At 37.6% G+C, this 1,296-nt stretch carries 1 protein-coding gene; it reads left to right on the forward strand.

Annotated features, from left to right (window positions below; all coding sequences use genetic code 11):
• The first annotated feature begins 182 nt into the window (after window positions 1-182).
• Window positions 183-1,217: a hypothetical protein gene (locus ACAX61_RS19555; protein ID WP_370716209.1), complete on the forward strand. Its 1,035-nt coding sequence runs from the start codon at window positions 183-185 to the stop codon at window positions 1,215-1,217.
• The last annotated feature ends 79 nt before the right edge of the window (window positions 1,218-1,296 follow it).

Consider the following 1,296-nt stretch of genomic DNA (forward strand, 5'->3'; position numbering starts at 1 on the left):
ATATTAGGGTGTCCCAAAAGTTCGCGGTCACTTTTTGAAATTTTAATATTTAAAGGTAAATTGTTTAAATAGTCTAATAAATTAAACTTATTTAGTGTTATTTTGAAAATACATATAACAAGTAATATGCTATAACTAAAATATTTTCATTTAATAATTTTTTCTTATTATTACAGATTAATATGGAAGTTGATAAAAACTGTACTATTCGTATACTTTTACTCCATTATTGGAAAAAAGGCTTCAGTGCCAGATCTGCTGCAGTTGAAATATGCGAAGTTGAAGGAGACAAGCTTGTCAGTAAAACCACAGCTATCAAATGGTTTAGCAGATTCAATTCGGGCAATACGGATCTTAATGATGAGTCACGTTCTGGAAGACCCAGGACAGTTGATACCCAAGCCATTATGCATTCTGTTGATGAAAATCCATGTACCAGTGTTCGAAGACTTTCAGACGAAGTTCAAATTCCAAAATCTTCAGTACACCGCGAACTTCTGTCTCATGGTAAGAGAAATAGGAAATGCAAAGTTGTACCGCATGAGCTGACTCCCGAACAAGCGGAAAAACGTTTGCAAATCTGTGAACAACTCCTTCGCTATCCAAATGATGAACGATTTCTAAAAACCATCGTCACTTGCGATGAGAAATGGGTGTACTTCCGTAATCCTGACTTGCGAAATCAGTGGTTAAGCCCTAATCAGAGTCCTTTACCGGTTACCAAGCGCCAACGATTTGAAAACAAGGTTTTGTTGTGCGTTTGGTGGAATTACGAGGGCCCAATACACTTTGAATTGGTTCCAAATGGACGTACCATAACAGCCCAGTTGTATGTTGAGCAGCTGCAACGCATGTATGAAATCTTTGCGGCCAAATACCCAGCTCTAATCAACAGGAAACGTGCATTGTTACAGCAGGACAATGCTCGTCCACATGTTGCTTGCCAAACCAAAAATAAAATAATGGAACTAGAAGGGATTGAGGTAATGCCACATCCAGCATATAGTCCGGACCTTGCACCGTCGGATTATTACCTCTTTCGTTCCATGGCTCAGTACCTGCAAGGGAAATGTTTTCAGAATGTGGAAGAAGTGAGAACCGGTATCACTGACTTTTTTATATCAAAGCCCAAAGAGTGGTACATGAATGGTATAAAAGAATTAACTGGGAGATGGTTAAAGACGATTAAACACAACGGATTATATTTTCAAGACTGATTAATATTGTAAATGTCATAATAAATACTTGTTTAGATTTCATATTTTAGTGACCGCGAACTTTTGGGACACCCTAATA

Origin of the sequence: Sphingomonas sp. IW22, from assembly GCF_041321155.1 — a bacterium.
Classification (GTDB): domain Bacteria; phylum Pseudomonadota; class Alphaproteobacteria; order Sphingomonadales; family Sphingomonadaceae; genus Sphingomonas.

What these genes read in the sequence shown, in the direction of transcription:
- ACAX61_RS19555 (WP_370716209.1), top strand. Translation starts at nt 183, where the DNA reads ATGGAAGTTGATAAAAACTGTACTATTCGTATACTTTTACTCCATTAT.